Raw genomic sequence first — 19,069 nt, 5'->3', positions numbered from 1 at the left:
TTGTCAGGGTGAGGGCCTAGAGTGGCCGGACCTTATTCGAGCGACTTGAGGACGATTGTGCGACGCCGACTTGCAGCTCTACTGATCGTGCCGGCACTGGCGCTGACCGCGACGGCCTGCGGCAGCGACGACGGCAAGAAGGATTCGGCGGACAAGGCCGATTCGTCGTCCTCCTCGCCTAAGGCGGCGGCGGTACCGAAGGCGGTCGACAAGGCCGACCCGATGCCCGAGGTCTCGGGTGCGTACGGGAAGCAGGCGAAGATCTCGCTGCCCAAGGGCGACCCGAGCGACAAGTTCGTCGTGCACACGGTGTCCGAGGGCGACGGCCCGACGGTGAAGAAGAACGACCTGGTGTCGATGAACTTCACGGGCAAGGTCTGGAAGGGCGGCAAGGACCTCGGCTCGACGTACGGGTCCCAGGGTGGCGGCGACCAGATGGTGACGGCGGGCGCCGAGGGTCAGCTCCCGGCGTTCTCGCAGGCCGTGCTCGGGCAGAAGGAGGGCAGCCGGGTCCTCGTCGTGGCGCCGCCGGCCGCGGGCTTCGGCAGCCAGGGCAACCAGCAGGTCGGCATCAAGGGCACGGACACGCTCGTGTTCGCCGTGGACGTCGGCAAGGTCATCCCGAAGAAGGCCGAGGGCAAGCAGGCCTCGATCCCGTCGAACCTGCCGCAGATCCAGGCCGACAAGGAGGCCCCGGCGACGATCTCGGTGCCGAAGAGCGACCCGCCGAAGGACCTGGTCGACAAGGTGCTGATCCAGGGCAAGGGTGACGAGGTCAAGAAGGGCCAGACGGTCACCATGCAGTACAGCGGTGCCGCCTGGAAGATCAACGAGGGCAAGAAGAAGGCCGAGCTGTTCGACTCGTCCTGGAAGAGCGGCCAGCCGTTCACGACGCCGATCGGTGCCGGTCAGGTCATCAAGGGCTGGGACCAGGGCCTCGTCGGCAAGCACGTCGGTGACCGCGTCCTCCTGGTGATCCCGCCGGACCAGGCGTACGGCAAGAAGGCGCAGGGCAAGACGCTGCCGGCGAACTCGACGCTGGTCTTCACCGTGGACATCCTCGCCGCGCACTGAGTCACGCACTGAGTAACGCACTTAGGCACGCACTGAGGCACGCACCGAGCCGTCACGCACCGCGCGGCGGAAGATGGCAGACTGTCCCGGTTGCAGAGCAGTCAACAAGCAGGAGCACTTCACGTGAACATCGACAAGCCCGAGGTCGACTTCCCGATCGGCGACCCGCCGGCGGACCTTCAGATCAAGGACCTCTGGGAGGGCGACGGCGCCGAGGCCAAGGCCGGCGACTTCGTGAAGGTCCACTACGTGGGCGTGTCCTTCTCCACCGGCGAGGAGTTCGACGCTTCCTGGAACCGGGGCAAGCCGCTGGAGTTCCAGCTGGGTGCCGGTCAGGTCATCACGGGCTGGGACAAGGGCGTGCAGGGCATGAAGGTCGGTGGCCGTCGTGAGCTGACCATCCCGGCGCACCTCGCGTACGGCGACCGCGGCGCCGGTGGCGGCCGCATTGCCCCCGGCGAGACGCTGATCTTCGTGTGTGACCTGGTCGCCGTCTGAGCGAGTCACACCCTGACCGCGAGCGGTCAACCCCGAGGCCCATGCCACCTGGCATGGGCCTTCGGCTTTTGCCAGTGCCTTCCCGAGCGGTACGGTCATCCGTCGGGAGTCATCTGATGAAAGGGCGTCGATGGCGATTGCCAAGGCCGAGCGGCTGATGAATCTGGCGCTGTGTCTGCTCGGGACGCGGCGTCCCCTCAGCAAGCGCGAGCTGCGCGGCTCCATCGAGGCCTACCTCGAAGCGGGCAGCGAGGATTCCTTCAACCGGATGTTCGAGCGCGACAAGGACGACCTGCGCGAACTCGGCCTGGTCATCGAGACCGTGGAGAACCTGGACGGCGAGGTCGGCTACCTCGCCCGCCGCGACAGCAACCGGCTGCCGCCCGTCACCCTCGACGCCGAGGAGGCCGCCGCCCTCGGCCTCGCCGCGAAGGTCTGGCAGCAGGCCCGCCTCGCCGGCGCCGCCTCCGGAGCGCTGCAGAAACTGCGCGCCGCCGGGATGCCCGAGGACGTGGACCCGTACGAGAGCCATGGCGCGCTCGAACCCCGGATCCCCGCGCACGAGGCGTCCTTCGAGCCGCTGATGCTGGCCTGCCGCGACCGCCGCCCCGTCGTCTTCGACTACCGCAAGGCCACGGCCGCGCGCCCCGAGCAGCGGCACGTCGAGCCGTGGGCCCTGGAGTGCTGGCGCGGCCACTGGTACCTCGCGGGCTGGGACCGCGACCGGCAGGCCGAGCGGGTCTTCCGGCTGTCCCGGATCACCGGGAAGGTGCGCTCGCGGGCCGGGCAGTTCACGGCGCAGGTGCCGGACGTGGTGACCGTGCGGGAGACCGTGGCGAGCTGGGCGGGGGAGACCGCCACCCGCTCCGCGTCGATCAGGCTGCGCGCGGGCGCCGGTTACCCGCTGCGCGCCAAGGCCGTCTCCGTACGGGAGTTGGGCGACGGCTGGGACGAGGTGGAGATCCCGTACGGGCACGGGCTCGACGCCTGGCTCGTGGAGTTCGGTCCCGACGTGGTGGTGCTGGAGCCCGCCGAGCTGCGGGCCGATGTCGTGGACCGGCTGCGCGCGGTGGCCAAGGGCTGAGGGGGAGTACGGACGACCATGGCTTCCAACGCCATTGACCAGACCCGGCGGATGCTGTCGCTGGTGACGTATCTGCGTGAGCGCCCCGGCGCGCGCGTGGAGGACGTCGCGCGGGCCTTCGGCATCACCGAGGACGAGCTGATCTCCGACCTGGACGTGCTGCCGCTGTGTGGGACGAGCTTCCGGGGCGGCGACCTGCTGGACATCGACACCGACGGCGACCGCATCTGGTGGCACAACCCGGACGACGTCGCCGAGCCGCTGCGGATCGCCGCCGACGAGGCGACGGCGCTCCTGGTGGCGGCTCGCGCGGTGGCTACGTTGCCGGGCCTGCGGGAGAGCGACCGGCTCGCGCTGCTGCGGGCGACCGCGAAGCTGGAGGCGGCGGCCGGGGAGGTCGCGGGCGCGAGTGCGCGGCTGAGTGTCACGTTCGAGTCGGAGGGCGGCGTCTTCGCGGACGTCGACCGGGCGATCTCCCAGGGGCGCCGGCTGTGGATCCGCTACTACTCGCCCGCGCGGGACGAGGTGACCGAGCGGGAGATCGACCCGATCCGGCTCGTCTCCGTGGGCCACACCTACGTAGAGGCGTGGTGTCGTCGTTCGGAGGCGCGGCGGACGTTCCGGCTTGACAGGGTCGCCGAGATCAAGGTCCTGGACGATCCTTCGGCGCCGCCGGAGGTCGAGCTGCGGGACCTGTCCGAGGGGCTTGTGCAGCCCGCCGCCGAGGACCCCGAGGTGGTCGTCGAGGTGGGTCCCGGCGGGCGCTGGGTCGCCGAGTACTACCCGCACGACAGCGCCGACGAGCTGCCGGACGGCGGGCTGCGGATCACGCTGCGCACCCCGGACCCGTCCTCGCTGCGCAGGCTCGCGTTGCGGCTCGGCGGGGACGGGCACATCGTGTCGCCCGCCGAGCTGGCCGGCAGCGCGCGGGACGCGGCGCGCGAGGCGCTGGCCGCGTACGACGGGGCGGCGTGAGGGAGTTGGACGCGAATCCGGATCCACGGCGACGTATCGCTACGTATGGTGCAGAGCGGACAAAAGGTGCGAGGTGCTCGAAATGACTGGTGTGGCCGGTTTCACTGACATCGCCGAGATGTCCGCCACGGTGCCCTCGGGGGTGCCCGTCGTCTTCAAGGCCGCCTGCCCCGACTGCCGCGCCCGCTTCGAACTGGCCGCGTCCGCGATCCGGTTGGCGATCGGCGGCAGCCGCCGCACCACCTTCTACTCGTTCACCTGCCCCGAGTGCGAGACGTCCGTGCGCAAGCCCGCCGGTGAGCGCATCATCGAGCTGCTCACCGGTGGCGGGGTCAGCACGCTCCGTCTGCACCAGACCGTCTAGGCTCGGCGCATGTTCTGGGCGATGCTGGCGGTAGCTGTGGGTTTCGTGGGGCTCGCCGTGCTGGCGGTCCTCGCGGTGCGGGTCTTCGTCGAGGCGCAGCGCCTCGGGCGCCAAGTCGCCGACACCACACAGCGGATCAACCGCGCGGCCGAGGATCTGGAGCGGGCCGCGGTGGGCGTCGCGAAGGCCGGCGGCGACGCCGTCTGACACCCCGTCGCACCGGTGGAGACGGGATGGTAAGCGCTTTACCGCTGCGGCCTGTCGGGTCGGCGGGATCGGCGGGTACGCTCCCTTAGGCGGCCCCGTAGTGAGGCGGCGGGTCGCAATTGGGAGGATGCACGGGCATTGCCTCGTGTTTACCCCCACGGGATACGATCGCTGCCAGCACGGTGGTCGGACAACAGTCCGAGGTCCGATCGGTACCGGCAGCCCCGCCCCCTGCCGCCTCAGTGAGAAGGTAAACGGATATGTTCGGAAGGCTCGGCGCACCCGAGATCATCCTGATCCTCGTAGTGGTCATTCTGCTGTTCGGCGCGAAGAAGCTCCCCGACATGGCGCGTTCGCTGGGCAAGTCGGCCCGCATCCTCAAGAGCGAGGCCAAGGCCATGAAGGGTGAGGGCGGCGACAAGTCGGCCGCTCCTTCCGACCCTCCGCAGCAGGACGGTCAGCAGCCGCGCACCATTCAGGCGTCCCCTGGTGACGTGAACAGCTCGCGTCCCGTGAACGAGCAGCCGAACCAGACGACCAAGAGCTGATCGAAGGCCGCCCCTGCCATGGCGGCCTGCCGCACGAGATGAGGACGTGGGTTGCTCAAGTCTGCCCGCAAGCAGGAGAAGGACCCCGAGGGGCGGATGCCGCTCGCGGAGCACCTGCGCGAGCTTCGCAACCGGCTCGCGAAGGCGCTGGTTGCCATCGTCGCGGTCACGATCGTCGCCGCGTTCTTCTACAACGACATCATCAACCTGATCACCCGGCCCATCCTCGACTCGGTCGGCTGTGAGCAGTCGTTCTCGGAGCTGGCGAAGTCCACATCGGACGAGCCCTGCGCCCAGATCACCCTCAATGGTCTGCTGACCCCCTTCACCCTCGCGCTGAAGGTGTCGCTGATGGTCGGCGTCGTCGCCGCCTCGCCGGTCTGGCTGTACCAGCTCTGGGGCTTCGTGGCGCCCGGACTGCACCGGCACGAGAAGAAGTACGCGTACGCGTTCGTGGGCACGGGCGCGCCGCTCTTCGTGGCCGGCGCCTACTTCGCCTACTCGGTGCTGCCGACGACGGCGAAGGTCCTCATCGACTTCACGCCGGGCAATGCCCAGAACCTGCTGCCGCTGGACGACCTGCTCGACCTCGTGCTGCGCATGGTGCTGGTCTTCGGCCTCGCCTTCGAGCTGCCGCTGCTGCTCGTCTTCCTGAACATGATCGGCGCCATCACCGGCAGGCGGATGCTCGGCTGGTGGCGCGCCATGATCATGGGCATCACCGTGTTCGCCGCCATCGCGACGCCGAGCACCGACCCGCTGACCATGATGGCGCTCGCCGGGCCGATCTGGATCCTCTACTTCGCGGCCGTCGGCTTCTCGCTGCTCAATGACCGGCGCAGGCGCGTGAGCGAGGCCAACGGCCCCGCCGACGACGAGGCCTCCGAGCTCGACCTGACGCCCGAGGACATCGGCGAGATCGAATCCGTCTCGGCGAGCCGTGCGCTGCCCGAGCAGGCAACCTCCGATGGCGGGGCGCGGCCGGACCGGGTCAACGGTTACGACGATGTGACCTGAGGTAACTCCAGTTCAGGGCGGGGTACTTGTTAGTGTCCGCCCGTGAGCAGTGAGATCACCCTCTTCGTCAATCCCACCGCGGGGCGCGGCCGGGGCGCACAGGCTGCGCAGCCGGCCGCCGCTGCTTTGCGGGCGGCCGGGTTCCAGGTGCGTACCGTCGTCGGTGCGGACGCCGACGACGCGCTGGCACGCGCGCGTGAAGCGGTGGCGGAGGGGACCGGGGCGCTGGTGGCCGTCGGCGGGGACGGGCTGGTGAACCTCGCCCTGCAGGCCGTCGCCGGGACCGACACCCCGCTGGGGATCGTCGCCGTCGGCACCGGGAACGACTTCGCGCGGGCGCTGGGGCTTCCGATCCGTGAGCCGGGCGTGGGCGGGGCGCTCGTCGCCGAGGCGCTCAAGGGCTCGCTGGTCCGGGACGTCGACCTCGGGCGGATCGGCGACCACTGGTTCGGGACCGTGCTCGCCTCCGGGTTCGACTCCCGGGTCAACGACCGGGGCAACCGGATGCGGCTGCCGCTGGGGCGTTTCAAGTACGACCTGGCGATCGTCGCCGAACTCGCCACTTTCAAGGCCGTGCCGTTCAAGCTGACGCTCGACGACGGGTCCGTACGGGAGGTCGCCGCGACGCTCGTCGCCGTCGGCAACGGAACCTCGTACGGCGGCGGCATGCGGATATGCGCCGACGCCGAGATGGACGACGGTCTTTTCGACGTGACCGTCGTCGGGGACTGCTCGCGGACCGAGCTGGTGAAGGTGTTTCCGCGGGTCTACAAGGGGACGCATCTGAGCCACCCCGCCGTCAGCGTGTACCGGGCCTCGCGCGTCGAGCTGGCCGCCGAGGGGATCACCGGGTACGCGGACGGGGAGCCGGTCGGCGCGTTGCCGCTGGTCGCGGAGTGTGTGCCGGGGGCCGTGCGGATCCTCACCAGGACCCCCTGAGCGGGCCTTACCGGATAATGATCGTCCGATGTCAGTGGTCGTCGGTAGGCTGGAAAGCACGATGACAGAGGACCTCTCCCCGGCCGAGCGGTATGCGGCAGCCCGTAAGCGGGCCGCCGAGCAGGCCACCGCACTCGCGTCCTTCCGCGAGATGTACGACTTCGGCCTCGACCCCTTCCAGATCGAGGCGTGCCAGGCGCTGGAGGCGGGCAAGGGCGTCCTGGTCGCGGCGCCCACCGGCTCCGGCAAGACGATCGTCGGCGAATTCGCCGTGCACCTCGCCCTCCAGCAGGGCAAGAAGTGTTTCTACACGACGCCCATCAAGGCGCTCTCCAACCAGAAGTACCAGGACCTGGCGAAGAGATACGGCGCCGACAAGGTCGGCCTGCTGACCGGCGACAACAGTGTGAACAGTGACGCGCCCGTGGTCGTGATGACCACCGAGGTGCTGCGGAACATGCTGTATGCCGGATCGCAGTCGCTGCTCAACCTCGGATACGTGGTCATGGACGAGGTGCACTACCTCTCCGACCGCTTCCGCGGCGCCGTCTGGGAAGAGGTGATCATCCACCTCCAGGAGTCCGTGACGCTGGTCTCCCTGTCGGCGACGGTGTCGAACGCGGAGGAGTTCGGCGACTGGCTCGACACCGTGCGCGGCGACACCGAGGTGATCGTCTCCGAGCACCGGCCCGTGCCGCTGTTCCAGCACGTGCTCGCCGGGCGCCGGATGTACGACCTCTTCGAGGAGGGGGAGGGCAGCAAGAAGGCGGTCAACCCCGACCTGACGCGGATGGCGCGCATGGAGGCCAGCCGCCCCTCGTACCAGGACCGGCGGCGCGGGCGCCACATGCGCGAGGCCGACCGGGAGCGGGAGCGCAGACAGCGCTCCCGGATCTGGACGCCGGGCAGACCCGAGGTCATCGAGCGGCTCGACTCCGAAGGCCTGCTGCCCGCCATCACGTTCATCTTCAGCCGCGCCGCCTGCGAGGCCGCCGTCCAGCAGTGCCTGTACGCGGGCCTGCGGCTCAACGACGAGGACGCGCGGGCCGAGGTCCGCGCCATAGTCGAGGAGCGCACGGCGGCGATCCCCGACGAGGACCTGCACGTCCTCGGCTACTTCGAGTGGCTCGAAGGCCTGGAGCGCGGCATCGCCGCCCACCACGCGGGCATGCTGCCGACCTTCAAGGAGGTCGTCGAGGAGCTGTTCGTACGCGGCCTGGTGAAGGCGGTCTTCGCGACGGAGACGCTCGCGCTCGGCATCAACATGCCCGCGAGATCCGTGGTGTTGGAGAAGCTCGTCAAGTGGAACGGCGAGCAGCACGCCGACATCACGCCCGGCGAGTACACGCAGCTCACCGGCCGTGCGGGCCGCCGCGGCATCGATGTCGAGGGCCACGCCGTGGTGCTGTGGCAGCGCGGCTTCAGCCCCGAGTACCTGGCGGGCCTGGCCGGTACGCGCACGTACCCGCTCAGATCCAGCTTCCGGCCCTCGTACAACATGGCGGTGAACCTGGTCGAGCAGTTCGGCCGACACCGGTCGAGGGAGCTTCTGGAGACCTCGTTCGCCCAGTTCCAGGCGGACCGCTCGGTCGTCGGGATCTCCCGGCAGGTGCAGAAGAACGAGGAGGGGCTCGAGGGCTACAAGGAGTCCATGACCTGCCACCTCGGCGACTTCGAGGAGTACGCGCGGCTGCGCCGCGAACTCAAGGACCGCGAGACCGAGTTGGCCAAGCAGGGCGCCGCGCAGCGGCGCGCGCAGGCGGCGGCCGCGCTGGAGAAGCTCAAGCCGGGCGATGTCATCCACGTACCGACCGGGAAGTTCGCGGGTCTCGCGCTCGTACTCGACCCGGGCATTCCGGCGGGCCGGTCCAACGGGCATCGCGGCTTCGAGCACCACGACGGGCCGCGGCCGCTGGTGCTGACCGCCGAGCGGCAGGTCAAGCGGCTCGCGTCCATCGACTTTCCGGTGCCGGTGGAGGCCCTTGAGCGGATGCGGATCCCGAAGTCGTTCAATCCGCGCTCGCCGCAGTCCCGGCGCGATCTCGCGTCCGCGCTGCGCACGAAGGCCGGGCACATCGTGCCCGACCGGCACAAGAAGAAGGGCCGTTCGCAGGCCGCCGACGACCGGGAGATCTCGCGCCTGCGGGCCGAGCTGCGCGCGCACCCGTGCCACGGCTGCTCCGACCGCGAGGACCACGCGCGCTGGGCCGAGCGCTACTACCGGCTCAAGCGGGACACCGGTCAGCTGGAGCGCCGCATCGAGGGGCGTACGAACACGATCGCGCGGACCTTCGACCGGATCGTCAAGCTCCTTACGGAGATGGACTATCTGCGCGGCGACGAGGTCACCGAGCACGGAAAGCGGCTCGCGCGGCTGTACGGGGAGCTGGACCTGCTCGCCAGTGAGTGCCTGCGCGACGGCGTCTGGGAGGGGCTGAACCCGGCCGAACTCGCGGCGTGCGTCTCGGCGTTGGTGTTCGAGGCGCGGGTCGCCGACGACGCGCTGGCGCCGAAGCTGCCCTCGGGCAAGGCGAAGGCGGCGCTCGGCGAAATGGTGCGGATCTGGGGGCGGCTCGACGCTCTCGAGGAGGAGTTCCGGATCAACCAGGCCGAGGGCGTCGGGCAGCGCGAGCCCGACCTCGGCTTCGCGTGGATCGCGTACCAGTGGGCCTCCGGGAAGGGGCTCGACGAGGTGCTGCGGGAGGCGGAGATGCCGGCCGGGGACTTCGTCCGGTGGTGCAAGCAGGTCATCGACGTGCTCGGGCAGATCGCGGCGGCCGCCCCCACGGAGGGCTCCACGGTGGGCCGCAACGCCCGCAAGGCGGTCGACGCGGTACGGCGCGGCGTCGTGGCCTACTCCTCGGTGGGGTAGGAGAGTTGGCGGGGTAGGAGAGTGGCGCGGACCCGTCGATCCGGTGAATTCGACCGCGCCGCTCTCATTGATGGGGATCCCCTGAACGAAGGACGGGGGCGCCCGCGGGCCGCGCGACGGCCGGAGAGCGGGCGCCATCCCGTGCGCCGGTGCGCGAACACGCTGCGCAGACGGCCGAGTTCGGCCGCACGGACGCCATTGCTCCATGTGTGCGAATCGCGACCGAGCGTGTAAATGGAGCGAGTGTATTCCTGTCGCGGGGCCGATTTCAGGCCCTTGCTGAATATGCCTCAGCGATGATCCGGTCCGACTAAGCTCGCTCGCAGCGCACCGAGTTGAGATGGATTCGGCCGCTTGTTCCCCTATGTGCCGAAGTTCTGTGATCCGGCGCCTCTCAAGTGTGGCCAAGCGTGACGAACCACCCCACGAACCACCCGAATTTCCCCGACCCGACCGTTCAGAGGGCATACATGGTGAGTGTTCAATCGCCTCCCGGTGGCCGAGAAGTCCCCTATCTGCGCGTGCTGTTGCTGCCCGCCATGGTCATGGCGGCCGCCACCGGAGCGGCCACCGCGCTGGTCACGCAGCCCGCTCGACTCGCCGTCGCCCTGTGCGGCGCGCTCGGCGCGCTCCTCGTGCTCGCCGTCTCCGCCGAGACCGTCCGCCGCGGCCGCGTGAACCGCGCGCAGCGGGCCCAATTCACCCGGCACGTAGCCGAGTTGGAAGCGCACATCGCCGCCCAGGAGCACCGGACGATGCGGGTGGCCAAGGAGGTCTTCCCGTACGCCCTGTACCGGATGCACTGCGGCGACAAGCCGTACGACGCGGTCCGCAACACCTGCGAGGCCGAGCCCGCCTTCCGCGATGTCACCGCGGGCGAGCGCGAGTTGATGAGCATCGCCCTCAAGGAGATCGACTCCGAGATCACGATGCGGGACGCCGCGCAGCGCGCCTTCGTCTCCATCGCCCGCCGCGTCCAGGCCATCGTGCACAAGCAGGCCGAGGAACTCCGCGAGATGGAAGAGGACCACGGCCGCAACCCCGAGGTCTTCGACGACCTGCTGCGCGTCGACCACGGCACGGCCCTGATCGGCCGCCTCGCCGACTCCGTCACCGTCCTCGGCGGCGCCCGCCCCGGGCGCCAGTGGCCCAGGCCCGTCAAGCTCTACAGCGTGCTGCGCGGCGCCATGTCGCGCATCCTCGAATACCCGCGCATCGACCTGCACGCCATCTGCGACGTCGCCATCAGGGGCGTCTCCGTCGAGCCCGTCATCCACGCCTGCGCCGAACTCCTCGACAACGCCACCCGGTACTCGCCGCCCACCACCCGCGTGCACGTCACCGCGGTCGAGGTGCAGACCGGCGTCGCCATCGAGATCGAGGACGGCGGCGTCAGCCTCAGCGAGGAGCAGCGCCGCAAGACCGAGGGCATGCTCGACAAGGCCAAGGCCGGCACCGACCTCAACGACCTCGGTGAGAACCCGCGGCTCGGCCTGTCCATCGTGGGCCGGCTCTGCTCGATGTACGACATGCAGATCTCGCTGCGCCAGTCCGCGTACGGCGGCGTGCGCGCGGTCCTCGTCGTGCCGCGCGACATGATGAGCACCCAGCCCGCCCCCGGCCTCGCCCACGGCATCGGCGCCTCCGCCGTGCCGCGCGTCGACCACACCGGCGTACCGATCAAGGAAGAGCCGCGGCTGAAGAAGACGCGCCGCCCCACCACGGGACCCCGTCCCGTCACGGGCCCGCGCCCCTCCGCCCCGCTGATCGCCGCGATGGAGGAAGACGACGTACCCGTGGTCACCGAATGGCGGGCCAACGGGTTGCCGCAGCGGCGCAGGAAGTACGACACGAAGGTCATCGAGGACCAGATCATCGTGACGCCCCGCAACCCGGACCTCTCGACGCCGCCACCGGCGGCGCCGGCCGCTCCTGCGGCAGCCGAGGCACCGGCTCCGGCCCCCGCGCCGGCCGCGGAGCCGGACGAGCACAGCGGGCCCGAACTGCCCGAACCCGGCCTGTGGGTCGAGGCGTTCATGAACGGACTGAAGCCCGAGGGGGGCCAGGCCGAGGCGGCCGACGCGGTGGGGGAGACCGCGCAGGACCAGGAGGGCTCGGCCAAGCCGCATGAAGACGCTTACAACCAGCAGGTCGACGAGGGAGACCGCCAGTGATCCAACAACGGGCCAATTTCGACTGGATGCTCAAGGAGCTCGCCGAGTGCGTGCCCCAGGTGCGTCAGGTGGTGGTGCTCTCCTCGGACGGCCTGCGCATCGCCCGCTACGGCGGCGACCCGGACGCCGCCGACCGGATCGCCGCCGCCTGCGCGGGACTTCAGTCACTCGCGTCCGCCGTCGCCACGGAAATCCCCGACAGCAGCGGCCAGATGAACATGGTCATCATCGAGGTCGACGCCGGCTTCTTCTATCTGATGGCCGCGGGGAAGGGCGCCTATCTCGCCGTGCTGGCCGACCAGTTCGTCGACGCGGGCCTCGTCAGTCACCAGATGCGCGATCTCGTCATCCGGATCGGCGCCCACCTGACGAGCCCGCCCCGGCGCAACGGCCAGACCGTATGACGCACCGCCCACCAGAACCCCCCTTCCGGGAACCGCCGCCCAAACGCGAGCGCCGGGCACCGCAGAACAGCGGAAAGCCCGACCCCGAGCGCCTCTACGTCATCACGGGAGGCACCGACGGCAGCGAGCGCGCGCCGCTCGACCTGGTGACGCTGATCGTGGCGCGCGGCGAACCGCCGCCCTCGGCCCCGCCCGAACAGGCCGCGGTCATACGGCTGTGCAAGACCCCCCTGTCGACGGCTGAGATCTCGGCCTACCTCCAACTGCCGTTCAGCGTGGTCACCGTGCTGCTCGGCGAACTCCTCGCGGCCGATCTCGTGCAGGCGCGCGCGCCGGTGATCCGAGGCGCGGTCGCGGACCGTTCCCTTCTCGAAGCGGTGATGCATGGACTACAGAAGCTCTGACAGCGCGACAGGCCCCGGCCCCGGCACAGGTACCGACACCGCGACGACCGTGCACATCCCCGGCCCGCGGGCCGAGGAGCGGCTGCCCGACACCGTCACCTCCGCCGTCAAGATCGTCATCGTGGGCGGCTTCGGCGTCGGCAAGACCACCATGGTCGGCTCCGTCAGCGAGATCCGCCCGCTCACCACCGAAGAGACCATGACGCAGGCGGGCATCGGCGTCGACGACAACTACGGCTCGGACACCAAGACCGCGACCACCGTGGCGATGGACTTCGGCCGCATCGGGATCACCGAGGAACTCGTCCTGTACCTCTTCGGCACGCCGGGGCAGGAGCGGTTCTGGTTCCTGTGGAACGGGCTCTTCGAAGGCGCGCTCGGCGCCGTCGTGCTCGTCGACACCCGCCGCCTCAAGGTCAGCTTCGACGTCATCGGGCGGCTGGAGGAGCGCGGCGTCCCGTTCGTGATCGCCAACAACACCTTCCCCGACGGGCCGCGCTACCCCACCGAGGAGCTGCGGCACGCCCTCGACCTGGACAGTTACGTCCCCATCATCGACTGCGACGTACGCCGCAGGGCGTCGAGCCGCGAGGTGCTGCTCACGCTGATGCGGTTCCTGCACGAGATGGCGCTGCACCGCGCTTGAGCCCCCCGCGTCCCCATCCCGTCCCCCCACCGTCGTCCGTCACTCTCACCACCCGTCAGTCGACCACACCGACCGGAGCGTTCTTGTGACGTCATCCTCCCAGCCCCCACAGTCGTCCACGTCGTCCACCGGATACGACGCCCCCGCGGATACCTCGCTCGCGCCGCCGCCGGGCTGCCCCATGCACGCCCTCGGCCCCGACGGACTGCGCCGGCTGTACGGGCCCGAGGCGGACGCGGACCTCGCCGGTGTGTACGAGAAGCTCCGCGCCGAGTACGGTCCTGTCGCCCCGGCCCTCATCCACGAGGACGTACCCATGTGGGCGGTGCTCGGGCACACCGAGAACCTCCAAATGGTGAGCACCACCGCCCTGTTCAACCGGGACTCCCGCAACTGGAGCGCCATCAAGGACGGCACCGTCAAGCCCACGCACCCGCTCGCCCCGGTCTTCACCTGGCAGCCCATGTGCTCGATGGAGGAGGGATCCGAGCACCTACGGCTGCGCAGCGCGGTCACCGCCGCCGTCGACACCGTGGTCCACCGTGAGCTGCGCCGCTCCATCAACCGGGCCACGCAGGAGATCATCAACCGGTTCTCCGAGCGCGGCACCTGCGAGGTCGTCAGCGAGTTCGCCGAGCACCTTCCGATGATGGTGATGCTGGAGGTGCTGGGCGCCCCCGAGGCGTACAGCGAGCGCTTCGTGCAGGCCGCCCGCGATCTGCTCAGGGGCAGCGAGACGGCCGTCGCGAGCAACGAGTACATCATGGGCATCCTGATGGACCTCGCCGTGCGGCGTCGCGCCGAGCTGCTTGAGGACGACTTCACCAGCGCCCTCATCGCCGCCCCCGCCGCGCTCACCGACGACGAGGTCGCGCAGCATCTGCGGGTCATCCTCATCGCCACGCACGAGGGCGGGGCCAACCTCATCGCCAACGTGCTGCGGGTCGTGCTCACCGACCCACGGTTCCGCGCGCGGCTCAACGGCGGGCAGATGACCGTGCCGGAGGCGGTCGAGCAGTCGCTGTGGGACGAGCCGCCGTTCAGCGCCAACATCGGCTACTTCGCCAAGGCGGACACGGAGCTGGGCGGGCAGCGCATCCGTGCCGGGGACGGCCTGATCTTCGGCATCCAGCCGGGCAACGCGGACCCGAGGGTGCGGCCCGAACCCGGCGCCCACATGATGGGCAACCGCTCGCACCTCGCGTTCGGCGGCGGGCCGCACGAGTGCCCCGGGCAGGACATCGGGCGTGCGGTGGCGGAGATCGGCGTCGACGCGTTCCTGATGCGGCTGCCCGACGCCGAACTCGAGGTACCCGAGAGCGAGTTGAGGTGGACGTCGACGATCATGGGGCGGCACCTGGTGGAGCTGCCGGTGGACTTCACGCCGCGGCCGCCGCAGGACGTGAAGTCCCAGCCGGGGCAGTTGCCGGCGCAGCGGCCGGAGTGGCGGGTCGGTTCGGGCGTGCCGCCCACGCCGCCGCCCGCGCCGTCGTCGACGCCGCAGCCGGTCGCGACGCCGGTGGCCGCGGCTCCCGATCCCGTCGCACACGCGCCGCGCCCGTACGGGTATCCGGAGGCGCAGGAGCCGGTCAAGCGTGGTGTGTGGCAGCGGTTCCTGCGGTGGTGGCGTGGTGAGTGAGCCGGGTTCCTAGGGTTCCGGTTCCTAGGGTTCTTGGGGTTCCTAGGGTTCCTAGGGTTCTTGGGGTTCCTGGCGGGGCTCCCGGTTCCACTTCTCGTACGCGGTCCAGGCCGTGAGTTCCCTTCGACTCATGAAGTGGTGCTCACGGCCTGTCACCGGATCCGTGAACTCCAGGGTGCGGGACAGGAGTTGGAGGGGGCGTCGGAAGTCGTCCGGCGCCGGTGTCGGCTCGACGGTCTCCGGGAAGAGGGGGTCGCCGAGGATCGGCAGGCCGACGCGGTTCATGTGGACGCGCAGTTGGTGCGTGCGGCCGGTGTGCGGGGTGAGGTGGTAGAGCCCCAAGTCCCCCTTGTGGTCGGCCAGTTCGATGTGGCTCTGGGCGTTGGGCTCGGCGCCCGGCACCTCGAACGCGGCGAGCCGCCCCGGCGCCTTCTCGATGCGTGAGCGCAGGGTGACGGGGAGCGTCACCTGTGGGTCGTACGCGGCGACCGCCTCGTACTTCTTGGTGACGCGGCGGTCGCGGAACAGGGTCTGGTACCGGCCGCGGTCCTCGGGCCGCACCACGAACAGCACGAGGCCTGCGGTGAGGCGGTCGAGGCGGTGGGCCGGGCTGAGGCGCTCGATGCCGAGGTCGCGGCGGAGGCGGGCGAGCGCGGTCTCGGTGACGTGGCTGCCGCGCGGTGTCGTGGCGAGGAAGTGCGGCTTGTCGGCGATCACGATGTGCTCGTCGCGGTACACGACCTCGACGTCGTACGGCACGGGGGGCTCGGGGGCGAGGTCCCGGTGGAACCAGACGTTGCCGCCGATCTCGTAGGGGGTGTCGGGGGTGACGGGGGTGCCGTCGGCGGTGACGAAGGCGCCCTGGGCGATCATGGCGTCGATCACGTCGGCCGGGGCGGGGAGGCGGGCGACGAGGTGGTCCCGCACGGTGCGCTCCGCTGGGGTGGCGGGCATGCGGACGCGGACGGCGTCGATGCCGGAGCGCTGCGCCAGCGGGGAGGGGGGTGGGGTGGGGCGCTTGCGTCTTCTCACGTGGGTCAAGGGTAGGCGCGGCGACGGGGGCGCGGTCGCGGGGCGCTGCCCCGGACCCCGCTGCTCAATCGCCGCAGGGGCTTGATTTGGGGTCACCCGCCGCTCGGGGCTTGATTTGGTCGCCCGCCGCTGAGGCCTTGGGATGGGGCGCCCGGCGCCCGGCGCCCGGCGCCGGGGACCGGCGTCCCTCGTTGCCGGAAACCGGACACTGGAGACCGTCGGTGGGCGGCCGGGAACTGGAGGCCGTCGGTGGGCGGCCGGGAATTGGAAGTCGTCGGTGGTCAGGGGGCTTCCTGTTCGGCCTCGACCTGGGCGTTCCAGTCGCGCTTGGAGGCTTGCCAGCCGTCCTCGTTGTGGCCGAGGCGCCAGTAGCCGGAGATGGAGAGGTCCTCGCGGGGGATGGCGCGGTCCTTGCGGAGGTGGCGGCGGAGTTCCTTGACGAAGCCGGCCTCGCCGTGGACGAAGGCGTGGACGCGGCCCTCGGGGAAGTCCAGGCCCGTGACCGAATCGATGAGGGCCTGGCCGACCGGGCGGCCCGCGCGGTGCAGCCAGGTGACCGGGGCCGGGGAGTCGATCTTCTGCTCTTCGTCGGGGTTCTCGACCTCGATGAAGGCGTGGGCCCGGGCACCCTCGGGGAGCGCTTCGAGGGCGGCGGCGATCGCAGGGAGGGCGCTCTCGTCGCCCGCGATGAGGTGCCAGTCGGCCGTGGTGTCGGGGTGGTAGGCGCCGCCGGGGCCCATCAGGTGGATGGTCTGGCCGGGTTCGGCGGCCGCCGCCCACGGGCCGGCCAGGCCCTCGTCGCCGTGCACCACGAAGTCGAGGGTGAGCTCGAGGGCGCTCGGGTCCCAGGCGCGCACCGTGTACGTACGCGTCACCGGCCACTGGTCGCGGGGGAGTTCCTCGCGGATGCGGGCCATGTCGAAGGGCTCGTCGTAGCTGACGCCGGGCGGCGCGAAGAGCAACTTGACGTAGTGGTCGGTGTGTTCGAGCTCCTGCGGGAAGTCCGCGAGGCCCTGCCCGCCGAGCACCACCCGCCGCATGTGGGGCGTGAGGCTCTCGGCGCGCACAACCTGTGCGGAGCGGGCCTTGCGGGGCGGGCGTGCGGGGCGCTCGGCCATGGGGTCTCCCTCGATCCACTGCTAGTTAGGTATGCCTAAGTTAACACCTCATTCTGAGAGGGTGATGAGGAGGCGTTGCAAAGAACCTCCCAAGCCCCAGCGGGCCGCCAAGTCGTCGAGCGCCGCAGGGTCGCGCGGCTCACGTGGCAGCGTCGTGTCCACCTTCGGCAGCGGTACGTCGCCCGCGACGCGCACCACCGTCGGGGCCACCGCCAGATATGGGCGCGCCTCGTCGAGCCGCTTGCGCTGGGTCGGCGTCAGCTTGGACTTGGGGTCGTCGACCGCCGCCATGATCCCGGCCAGGTCCCCGTACTGCGCGAGCAGCTTCGCCGCCGTCTTCTCGCCGACGCCCGGCACGCCCGGCAGGCCGTCGCTCGGGTCGCCGCGCAGGAGTGCCATGTCCGCGTAACCGGCGCCGTCCACCCCGTACTTCTCGCGGAGCAGGTCCTCGTCCGTCACCTGCAGCGTGCCGACGCCCTTGAGCGGGTACAGGACGCGGCGCTGCAGCTTGTCGTCGACGAGCTGGAAGAGGTCGCGGTCGCCGGTGACGATGTCGACCGGGCCCTCGGCGCGGCCCGTGAACGTGCCGATCACGTCGTCCGCCTCGTACCCCTCCACGCCCACCCGCGCGATACCCAGCGCGTCGAGCACCGCCTCGATGACCGGGACCTGCGGGGAGAGGGTGTCGGGGATCTCCTCCTCGTCCGGCGAACCGGCCGCGGTCTCCTCCGCGACGCGGTGCGCCTTGTACGAGGGGATGAGGTCGACGCGCCACTGGGGGCGCCAGTCCGCGTCCATGCACGCCACGAGGTGCGTGGGGCGGTGGTCGTGGACGAGACGGGTGATGAATTCGAGGAGCCCGCGCACCGCATTCACCGGAGTGCCGTCCGGGGCCCTCACCGAGTCCGGCACCCCGAAGTAGGCGCGGAAGTACAGAGATGCCGTGTCCAGCAGCATCAGGCGGCGGTCCGCCGATCCTGCCGTGGAGTTCGTGGATGTCGTCTGGGTCACGCTCGCATCATGCCGCACACCACTGACAGTTACCGACTGTGAGTAAGTGAACAGTGTGAGTGAAGTGCTGTGAACTGGGTAACTTCTTCGTTTGGTTCACATAAACGGGGGCAAGCGCCATCTCGGAGCAGAGCCGGTCCGCGCTTCAACTATTGAAGTGGGCGGGTCGGTCAAGCGGACGGATCCGCGTCGCTCTACGGCCCGCCGGCGGGGGAGGCGGGCCGTGTTGGTTCGACCCGAGAGGTGTATGTGTCCAGGCTTGAAGCCGAAGACCTGTACAAGGTGTTCGGCAGACGACCCGCTGAGGCTGTGGAGAAGCTCCGCAGCGGTGCAGACCGTGAGGAGTTGCGCGCCGAAGGAACCACCGCCGCCGTGATCGACGCGTCGTTCACGGTCGAGTCCGGCCAGATCTTCGTGGTCATGGGCCTGTCCGGGTCCGGTAAGTCCACGCTCCTGCGCATGCTGAACGGGCTGTTGGAGCCCACGGCGGGTCACGTCCGTTTCGACGGTCAGGACCTGACGACGCTGTCGCCGCGCGAGCTGCGCGAGGTGCGTTCGCACAAGATCAGCATGGTGTTCCAGCACTTCGCGCTGTTCCCGCACCGCTCCGTGATGGAGAACGCGGCGTACGGCCTGGAGGTGCAGGGTGTGCCGCGCGCCGAGCGCGAGGAGCGGGCGATCGAGTCGCTGCGCCTGGCGGGTCTGGAGGGGTGGGAGAAGTCCTTCCCGGACGAGCTGTCGGGCGGTATGCAGCAGCGTGTGGGCCTGGCCCGTGCGCTGGCCACGGACGCCGATCTGCTGCTGATGGACGAGTCGTTCAGTGCGCTCGACCCGCTGATCCGTCGTGACATGCAGGACCAGCTGCTGGAGCTGCAGAAGACGCTGAAGAAGACGATCGTCTTCATCACCCACGACCTGAACGAGGCCATGCGGCTGGGCGACAACATCGCCGTCATGCGCGACGGCCGCATCGTTCAGATCGGTTCGGCCGAGGACATCCTCGTCACGCCGGCCAATGACTACGTCGCGTCGTTCACGCAGGACGTCGACCGCTCCCGCGTGT

19 protein-coding genes are annotated in these 19,069 nt (G+C 70.1%); 16 read left to right on the top strand and 3 right to left on the bottom strand.

Annotated features, from left to right (window positions below):
* The first annotated feature begins 57 nt into the window (after nucleotides 1-57).
* The 15 genes from RBJ65_RS37375 to RBJ65_RS37305 all read left to right on the top strand — a co-directional run bounded on the left by RBJ65_RS37375 (nucleotide 58) and on the right by RBJ65_RS37305 (nucleotide 14,845).
* Nucleotides 58-1,074, top strand: a complete 1,017-nt coding sequence (locus RBJ65_RS37375; protein ID WP_306319231.1) for an FKBP-type peptidyl-prolyl cis-trans isomerase — start codon at nucleotides 58-60, stop codon at nucleotides 1,072-1,074.
* A gap of 123 nt (nucleotides 1,075-1,197) precedes the next feature.
* Nucleotides 1,198-1,572 (top strand): FKBP-type peptidyl-prolyl cis-trans isomerase, encoded by a 375-nt coding sequence (locus RBJ65_RS37370; RefSeq protein ID WP_306319230.1) that lies wholly within the window; start codon nucleotides 1,198-1,200, stop codon nucleotides 1,570-1,572.
* Between the two features lie 130 nt (nucleotides 1,573-1,702).
* The gene (locus tag RBJ65_RS37365) at nucleotides 1,703-2,656 is read left to right on the top strand and encodes a YafY family protein (protein ID WP_306319229.1); all 954 of its coding nucleotides are present in this window, start codon (nucleotides 1,703-1,705) and stop codon (nucleotides 2,654-2,656) included.
* 18 nt (nucleotides 2,657-2,674) lie between these two features.
* Nucleotides 2,675-3,631 carry a YafY family protein gene (locus RBJ65_RS37360; RefSeq protein WP_306319228.1) on the top strand — a complete coding sequence of 319 codons (957 nt, stop codon included), beginning with the start codon at nucleotides 2,675-2,677 and terminating at the stop codon, nucleotides 3,629-3,631.
* Between the two features lie 118 nt (nucleotides 3,632-3,749).
* Nucleotides 3,750-3,995 carry a hypothetical protein gene (locus RBJ65_RS37355; RefSeq protein ID WP_306319401.1) on the top strand — a complete coding sequence of 82 codons (246 nt, stop codon included), beginning with the start codon at nucleotides 3,750-3,752 and terminating at the stop codon, nucleotides 3,993-3,995.
* 9 nt (nucleotides 3,996-4,004) lie between these two features.
* Nucleotides 4,005-4,202 carry a hypothetical protein gene (locus RBJ65_RS37350; protein ID WP_306319227.1) on the top strand — a complete coding sequence of 66 codons (198 nt, stop codon included), beginning with the start codon at nucleotides 4,005-4,007 and terminating at the stop codon, nucleotides 4,200-4,202.
* Between the two features lie 260 nt (nucleotides 4,203-4,462).
* A complete protein-coding gene (tatA, locus tag RBJ65_RS37345) occupies nucleotides 4,463-4,750 on the top strand; it encodes a Sec-independent protein translocase subunit TatA (protein ID WP_306319226.1) in 288 nt (95 codons plus the stop codon).
* Nucleotides 4,751-4,801: 51 nt separating this feature from the next.
* A complete protein-coding gene (gene tatC, locus RBJ65_RS37340; protein ID WP_306319225.1) occupies nucleotides 4,802-5,767 on the top strand; it encodes a twin-arginine translocase subunit TatC in 966 nt (321 codons plus the stop codon).
* 42 nt (nucleotides 5,768-5,809) lie between these two features.
* Nucleotides 5,810-6,706, top strand: coding sequence for a diacylglycerol kinase (locus RBJ65_RS37335; RefSeq protein WP_306319224.1), 897 nt, complete (start codon nucleotides 5,810-5,812; stop codon nucleotides 6,704-6,706).
* Nucleotides 6,707-6,767: 61 nt separating this feature from the next.
* Nucleotides 6,768-9,578, top strand: a complete 2,811-nt coding sequence (locus RBJ65_RS37330) for a DEAD/DEAH box helicase (protein WP_372341282.1) — start codon at nucleotides 6,768-6,770, stop codon at nucleotides 9,576-9,578.
* Between the two features lie 470 nt (nucleotides 9,579-10,048).
* Nucleotides 10,049-11,752, top strand: a complete 1,704-nt coding sequence (locus RBJ65_RS37325; protein WP_306319222.1) for an ATP-binding protein — start codon at nucleotides 10,049-10,051, stop codon at nucleotides 11,750-11,752.
* Nucleotides 11,749-12,156 (top strand): roadblock/LC7 domain-containing protein, encoded by a 408-nt coding sequence (locus RBJ65_RS37320; RefSeq protein WP_306319221.1) that lies wholly within the window; start codon nucleotides 11,749-11,751, stop codon nucleotides 12,154-12,156. Before RBJ65_RS37325 ends, RBJ65_RS37320 begins: the two co-directional genes overlap by 4 nt.
* A complete protein-coding gene (locus RBJ65_RS37315) occupies nucleotides 12,153-12,560 on the top strand; it encodes a DUF742 domain-containing protein (protein WP_306319220.1) in 408 nt (135 codons plus the stop codon). The genes RBJ65_RS37320 and RBJ65_RS37315 overlap by 4 nt, the downstream gene beginning before the upstream one ends.
* Complete coding sequence (locus tag RBJ65_RS37310; RefSeq protein WP_306319219.1) at nucleotides 12,541-13,206, top strand: ATP/GTP-binding protein; 666 nt, start codon at nucleotides 12,541-12,543, stop codon at nucleotides 13,204-13,206. Before RBJ65_RS37315 ends, RBJ65_RS37310 begins: the two co-directional genes overlap by 20 nt.
* 181 nt (nucleotides 13,207-13,387) lie before the next feature.
* Nucleotides 13,388-14,845, top strand: a complete 1,458-nt coding sequence (locus tag RBJ65_RS37305) for a cytochrome P450 (RefSeq protein ID WP_306319400.1) — start codon at nucleotides 13,388-13,390, stop codon at nucleotides 14,843-14,845.
* Between the two features lie 51 nt (nucleotides 14,846-14,896).
* Here the strand turns inward: RBJ65_RS37305 and RBJ65_RS37300 are convergent, their stop codons facing one another.
* The 3 genes from RBJ65_RS37300 to RBJ65_RS37290 all read right to left on the bottom strand — a co-directional run bounded on the left by RBJ65_RS37300 (nucleotide 14,897) and on the right by RBJ65_RS37290 (nucleotide 17,952).
* Nucleotides 14,897-15,877 carry a pseudouridine synthase gene (locus RBJ65_RS37300; RefSeq protein WP_306319218.1) on the bottom strand — a complete coding sequence of 327 codons (981 nt, stop codon included), beginning with the start codon at nucleotides 15,875-15,877 and terminating at the stop codon, nucleotides 14,897-14,899.
* A gap of 281 nt (nucleotides 15,878-16,158) precedes the next feature.
* Nucleotides 16,159-16,995, bottom strand: coding sequence for a siderophore-interacting protein (locus RBJ65_RS37295; protein WP_306319217.1), 837 nt, complete (start codon nucleotides 16,993-16,995; stop codon nucleotides 16,159-16,161).
* 48 nt (nucleotides 16,996-17,043) lie between these two features.
* A complete protein-coding gene (locus RBJ65_RS37290; protein WP_306319399.1) occupies nucleotides 17,044-17,952 on the bottom strand; it encodes a 5'-3' exonuclease in 909 nt (302 codons plus the stop codon).
* A 303-nt stretch (nucleotides 17,953-18,255) separates the two neighbouring features.
* On the opposite strand from RBJ65_RS37290, the gene RBJ65_RS37285 reads away from it, so the two are divergent.
* On the top strand, nucleotides 18,256-19,069 hold an 814-nt coding region (locus RBJ65_RS37285), incomplete at its 3' end, for a glycine betaine/L-proline ABC transporter ATP-binding protein (protein WP_306332198.1).

This window comes from Streptomyces sp. KL109B (assembly GCF_030766935.1).
GTDB lineage: Bacteria > Actinomycetota > Actinomycetes > Streptomycetales > Streptomycetaceae > Streptomyces.
The sequence above is the reverse complement of the archived record's forward strand: the minus strand, read 5'-3'. Positions and strand labels throughout refer to the sequence as shown.

Bases quoted from the DNA above. Each gene is read 5' to 3' on its own strand.
- RBJ65_RS37365 (WP_306319229.1), top strand. From the start codon at position 1,703: ATGGCGATTGCCAAGGCCGAGCGGCTGATGAATCTGGCGCTGTGTCTG.
- RBJ65_RS37360 (WP_306319228.1), top strand. From the start codon at position 2,675: ATGGCTTCCAACGCCATTGACCAGACCCGGCGGATGCTGTCGCTGGTG.
- RBJ65_RS37355 (WP_306319401.1), top strand. From the start codon at position 3,750: ATGTCCGCCACGGTGCCCTCGGGGGTGCCCGTCGTCTTCAAGGCCGCC.
- RBJ65_RS37350 (WP_306319227.1), top strand. From the start codon at position 4,005: ATGTTCTGGGCGATGCTGGCGGTAGCTGTGGGTTTCGTGGGGCTCGCC.
- tatA (WP_306319226.1), top strand. From the start codon at position 4,463: ATGTTCGGAAGGCTCGGCGCACCCGAGATCATCCTGATCCTCGTAGTG.
- RBJ65_RS37330 (WP_372341282.1), top strand. From the start codon at position 6,768: ATGACAGAGGACCTCTCCCCGGCCGAGCGGTATGCGGCAGCCCGTAAG.
- RBJ65_RS37325 (WP_306319222.1), top strand. From the start codon at position 10,049: ATGGTGAGTGTTCAATCGCCTCCCGGTGGCCGAGAAGTCCCCTATCTG.
- RBJ65_RS37315 (WP_306319220.1), top strand. From the start codon at position 12,153: ATGACGCACCGCCCACCAGAACCCCCCTTCCGGGAACCGCCGCCCAAA.
- RBJ65_RS37310 (WP_306319219.1), top strand. From the start codon at position 12,541: ATGGACTACAGAAGCTCTGACAGCGCGACAGGCCCCGGCCCCGGCACA.
- RBJ65_RS37305 (WP_306319400.1), top strand. From the start codon at position 13,388: ATGCACGCCCTCGGCCCCGACGGACTGCGCCGGCTGTACGGGCCCGAG.
- RBJ65_RS37295 (WP_306319217.1), bottom strand. From the start codon at position 16,995: ATGGCCGAGCGCCCCGCACGCCCGCCCCGCAAGGCCCGCTCCGCACAG.
- RBJ65_RS37290 (WP_306319399.1), bottom strand. From the start codon at position 17,952: ATGCTGCTGGACACGGCATCTCTGTACTTCCGCGCCTACTTCGGGGTG.